This window comes from Enterobacter cloacae complex sp. GYL001 (genome assembly GCF_049237125.1).
Taxonomy (GTDB): domain Bacteria; phylum Pseudomonadota; class Gammaproteobacteria; order Enterobacterales; family Enterobacteriaceae; genus Enterobacter; species Enterobacter hormaechei_C.
The window spans coordinates 1-3,986 of sequence record NZ_JBMKGW010000042.1; the positions used below are offsets into that span (position 1 = coordinate 1).

The following is a 3,986-nucleotide window of genomic DNA, read 5'->3' on the forward strand; positions in this document are numbered from 1 at the left end:
CACCGGAAAATCAGGTCAGCCGCCGCCGATGGCGCTTACGATACCCGGCTATGTCACGATGAACTGCGGCGTAAGAAAATCAGCGCGCTTATCCCGCCCCGAAAAGGTGCGGGTTACTGGCCCGGTGAATATGCAGACCGTAACCGTGCTGTTGCGAATCAGCGGCTGACCGGGAGTAATGCGCGGTGGAAATGGACAACAGATTACAATCGTCGCTCGATAGCGGAAACGGCGATGTACCGGGTAAAACAGCTGTTCGGGGGTTCACTGACGCTGCGTGACTACGATGGTCAGGTTGCGGAGGCTATGGCCCTGGTACGAGCGCTGAACAAAATGACGAAAGCAGGTATGCCTGAAAGCGTGCGTATTGCCTGAAAACACAACCCGCTACGGGGGAGACTTACCCGAAATCTGATTTATTCAACAAAGCCTCTTTTCTTTTAAAAATAAATTATTCAGATTTATTTTCTATTGATTTAATGAGGTAGGGAATGACAGAAAGTGCTTTGCTTTTGCGAGAGGCATTTAATGAATCGGTTAACTATATGACATGGTCTTTTTATTCACTGATAACTGCTTACGTTTCGATGGCTTTTTATGATAGAGTTGAGGTTAAGACCCGAATAAATAATTATCTGAATAAGTTACTTTTCGTGATTGCTATGTCCGTTTTTATCCCAAATATGTACTTTGTTTCAATGGTGTTCAGTCAGAAGTTAGGCACCGCAGCTGGCGTTGCGTCATTCATTATTGGGCTACTTTTCATGATGTTAAACTCGGCACCTGTAATTACTGGTATCGTACAGCAGCGCAAAGATTGAGTTTTATGAGTATAGTCAGTTGGGTTTTCATCTGTTTTATCAGACTTAGAAAAATGAAATCTTTCAATTCATTGATTTTAAACGCAAAAAAATTTCTAAATGATCAGAATTATAGGGTGCTCATTTTGCACAGCAGTAGGGGTTGACCATTCAATGGAAACGCTCCTTCGAACTGACCCGGAGAAATACGGTTATCAGGCTGGCCTGAGTCGTCTTCAGCGATTTCTTTCTAAGATCCAGTACGACTGGAGCCTGCGGGATTATATCGGTCGTAAAGTGTTCGAAGGCGGATATGTGCGTCTTCAACCCAATATCTTTTCTTCGTCCCTGACTGAACGTCTTTTTCATGCCTGTTGCAGCCTTGATTATGTTGAAGCAAGACGTGCGGCAGAGCATCGCAGAAAGCTACTTTCCGGCGAGGTTGACGATACGGCTTATAACCGTCGTATGGCTGAGCCACAATTTCGGCTTGTACAGGAAGCAAACGTGATCCACGTTGATTTCCTCTGGTCGTTGCACTGTTTCAACCCTCGCCCGTTTCGGGCAATTGAGATCTATCGCAGGGTCTGGGAAGAGGCCGATCTGGACCTTCTTGAGGATGAGCCTGACATGCAGCCTGTGCCCCGTACACCAATGCCAGCTCCACTCTGGATGAAACTGCCCGGAGGCCGGTTCGGTACAGCTTATGATGGACTGACTGATACGTTGCCGCTGATGACCTATTTTGACGGGCAGGCTGACCCCAGGGCTTCACGTAGCCTAAAGACCGGAGAGAGCAGTTCTGTCGTCGTGGCATTCGAGGAAGAGGATGAGCTGACTGTTGAAGAAGATACGGCGTCCTGGATTATCTGGCATGAATACGACGGGTTACGCCAGCGCATCGCTGACGGTGAGTTTACTCCAACGACTGCTGCTCAGTATCTTCTTCGTTATGGCGCGGTCCGAATTTCAAAAGGCAAGGGCGCTGTCTATCATCGTCTCGCACAGCGGGGACAAACCTTTTCCCGCCTGGGGATAGGCGACAGAGTGTCGCTTCCAGAGCTGGTTGCCAGTCGGCGTTTTAAAATACTCAGTGATTCTGCATACCGTCAGGTTGTAGCCCGGAAATTGCGTGGACAGATAAAAAAGTTCAGATTCTGGGCATGCGTAGCTGCCTGTGTTCAGTTGCACGTACACAACAAGACGGCACTCGGAGAAAGAATTTTAACGTTACTCGAAGGTGAGAGGGAACAGCAACAAGGTGCGATCCAGGCGAAGCTGAAGGCGGGAATGATGGATGCAGTTCTAACTCTGTGTAACCAGCGACTCCGGGTGAAAGAAAATACTAACCAGCCAGAGGAGTTCCGCTATTACCGTGCCGTAAGAGCTCGTTTCATGCGCCATTTATCTGAATGCCTTAAGCCAGAAAATGGCGGCGTTATCCGTGACGTTATCTGGGAACTGAGGGTGCTGAGCAGTGCTCACGGTACGACCAAAACAGGTTTTTACTATGTCGATAGCAATCGCCCGACAGCGAAAGGACTGTTAAACCGCCTTCTGATGAGGATGGTCAAGCAGGTCGTATAAGCGTCTGAAACGCGAAACACACGAAAATGGAGGGGTTATACAAAAAAAACTTAGCTTTGATCGTGATGTAATGTGGACATCATGTCCAAGCGTTGCTGCATCCAGAAAAGTAACTTTAATCCTGTTGATACAGCCCTTGCATTACCTGTTTACGCATAGCGTGGAAACGTTCTAATTAAACCAGACGAATATAAATTTAAATTAATTCACTCACCCCCGGAATCGGGGAACTAAACAAAAGGATCATCAATGCAAAATCAAAATACACCCGCTCAGGAAAAACACACCGTATACCTTTTTAATGCCGAACATGCTGACAAGACAGCCGCCAAGCAAGCCGGGAAACTCTTCACGCTGGACATTGAACACCCAATGACCCTCAACGATCTCTCGCTGCTGTGTGAGTCGGTCGCGGACGCTGTGGGAGCACCTGGCGGAATTAAATATGAAATCACAACAGAGCCTAATGGGGTTCAGGAGGAATACTGAATCAGTGTGGTGTGAGTCCATTTTAATTTGACGTTTCATGAGTTCTATCGAGAGGCTGAAGTATGACTTTGAAAATGGAAAGTTCCCGGACTTCCAAGCCTGAGGGGCCATTTGTATTAATCACTTTTGAGGGGGACGAATTTCTTTTTGATGACAGACATAATGTCGTCAAGATAAATGGCAGGCCTAAAAAAATGGATGTAAAGCGAAATTATTTTGAGTCCGATCTGGGAGAAGGGAAAGCGAAATACTGGACTTTAAATATCGAAGAGGCTCATCGGTTCAATTCGATTGATGAAGCGACAGAACAACTTTGTAAACTGAGTCGCCCTCATCTGATCAAAATTCGCAAAGTTGAGGGGGTATCTGAATGACCAAAGAGATGTTTTTACGCATTTTAAATGAGGCACAGGCTCGTGTGGATAACGATTCGCTTCCGCTTGATGTTCGTATCCGGTCACGCACCACGGTAAATGATTGCGTCATCCGGGCAGATAAAGAGGGGTGGCCTATTGAGTATAAACAGAAGGTCTGGGTAGATGCAGTCAGTGGCTGTTATCTTTAGCGGTTACTTAAGCCAGTTCCTGTGCCCGTGAGCTTAGTAAAGGCGGAAAATGATATGGTCAAGGTGATAAATATCAACGGGAATTTAGTTGAATTACCTGAGCCCTCAGCAAAGTTATCCAAAGCTGAATCACCTGATGGTAGGTTCTCAAAACCTAAAAATAAGATCTCTAAAATACAGCGAGCTGAGCTGCGAATGAAATTTGGGGGGCGTTGTGCCTATTGTGGTTGCAAGCTTCCTGAAAAAGGGTGGCATGCCGATCATGTTGAGCCTGTTCGACGCGACTTTGAACTGGTGAGAGCCCCTGTCGGCAGCGGCGTAACTCATGTTGCCCGAAGTACGGGTAAGGTTATGCACCCTGAACTGCATGCTATAGAAAACTTATTTCCATCATGCGCCCCCTGCAACCTTTTTAAAGGAGCTTTTAGTGTTGAAGGAATGAGAAAAGAAATGGCACTGTTGCAAATAGTCGGTGGTGATAAACTTATCATCCCCTTTTGCTGATGGAGCTGCACATGAACCCATTCAAAGGCCGGCATTTTCAG

6 protein-coding genes and 1 pseudogene are annotated in these 3,986 nt (G+C 46.7%); all 7 read left to right on the forward strand.

Features of this window, described 5'->3' with window-relative positions; translation table 11 throughout:
• A pseudogene (locus tag ACOTWU_RS24950) lies at window positions 1-375 on the forward strand (IS5-like element IS903B family transposase); the annotation flags it as partial.
• A gap of 116 nt (window positions 376-491) precedes the next feature.
• Window positions 492-821: a hypothetical protein gene (locus ACOTWU_RS24955; protein ID WP_000140246.1), complete on the forward strand. Its 330-nt coding sequence runs from the start codon at window positions 492-494 to the stop codon at window positions 819-821.
• A gap of 153 nt (window positions 822-974) precedes the next feature.
• A complete protein-coding gene (locus tag ACOTWU_RS24960) occupies window positions 975-2,387 on the forward strand; it encodes a hypothetical protein (RefSeq protein ID WP_022646499.1) in 1,413 nt (470 codons plus the stop codon).
• Window positions 2,388-2,636: 249 nt separating this feature from the next.
• On the forward strand, window positions 2,637-2,876 hold the full coding sequence (locus ACOTWU_RS24965; protein WP_001180999.1) for a hypothetical protein: 240 nt from the start codon (window positions 2,637-2,639) through the stop codon (window positions 2,874-2,876).
• Window positions 2,877-2,938: 62 nt separating this feature from the next.
• The gene (locus tag ACOTWU_RS24970) at window positions 2,939-3,250 is read left to right on the forward strand and encodes a hypothetical protein (protein ID WP_000172888.1); all 312 of its coding nucleotides are present in this window, start codon (window positions 2,939-2,941) and stop codon (window positions 3,248-3,250) included.
• Window positions 3,247-3,441 carry a hypothetical protein gene (locus ACOTWU_RS24975; RefSeq protein WP_000159617.1) on the forward strand — a complete coding sequence of 65 codons (195 nt, stop codon included), beginning with the start codon at window positions 3,247-3,249 and terminating at the stop codon, window positions 3,439-3,441. The genes ACOTWU_RS24970 and ACOTWU_RS24975 overlap by 4 nt, the downstream gene beginning before the upstream one ends.
• 54 nt (window positions 3,442-3,495) lie before the next feature.
• Window positions 3,496-3,945, forward strand: a complete 450-nt coding sequence (locus ACOTWU_RS24980) for an HNH endonuclease (protein WP_000241453.1) — start codon at window positions 3,496-3,498, stop codon at window positions 3,943-3,945.
• Window positions 3,946-3,986: the final 41 nt, after the last annotated feature.

Coding starts and splice junctions, on each gene's coding strand:
- ACOTWU_RS24975 (WP_000159617.1), top strand. CDS start 3,247: ATGACCAAAGAGATGTTTTTACGCATTTTAAATGAGGCACAGGCTCGT.
- ACOTWU_RS24955 (WP_000140246.1), top strand. CDS start 492: ATGACAGAAAGTGCTTTGCTTTTGCGAGAGGCATTTAATGAATCGGTT.
- ACOTWU_RS24970 (WP_000172888.1), top strand. CDS start 2,939: ATGACTTTGAAAATGGAAAGTTCCCGGACTTCCAAGCCTGAGGGGCCA.
- ACOTWU_RS24980 (WP_000241453.1), top strand. CDS start 3,496: ATGGTCAAGGTGATAAATATCAACGGGAATTTAGTTGAATTACCTGAG.
- ACOTWU_RS24965 (WP_001180999.1), top strand. CDS start 2,637: ATGCAAAATCAAAATACACCCGCTCAGGAAAAACACACCGTATACCTT.
- ACOTWU_RS24960 (WP_022646499.1), top strand. CDS start 975: ATGGAAACGCTCCTTCGAACTGACCCGGAGAAATACGGTTATCAGGCT.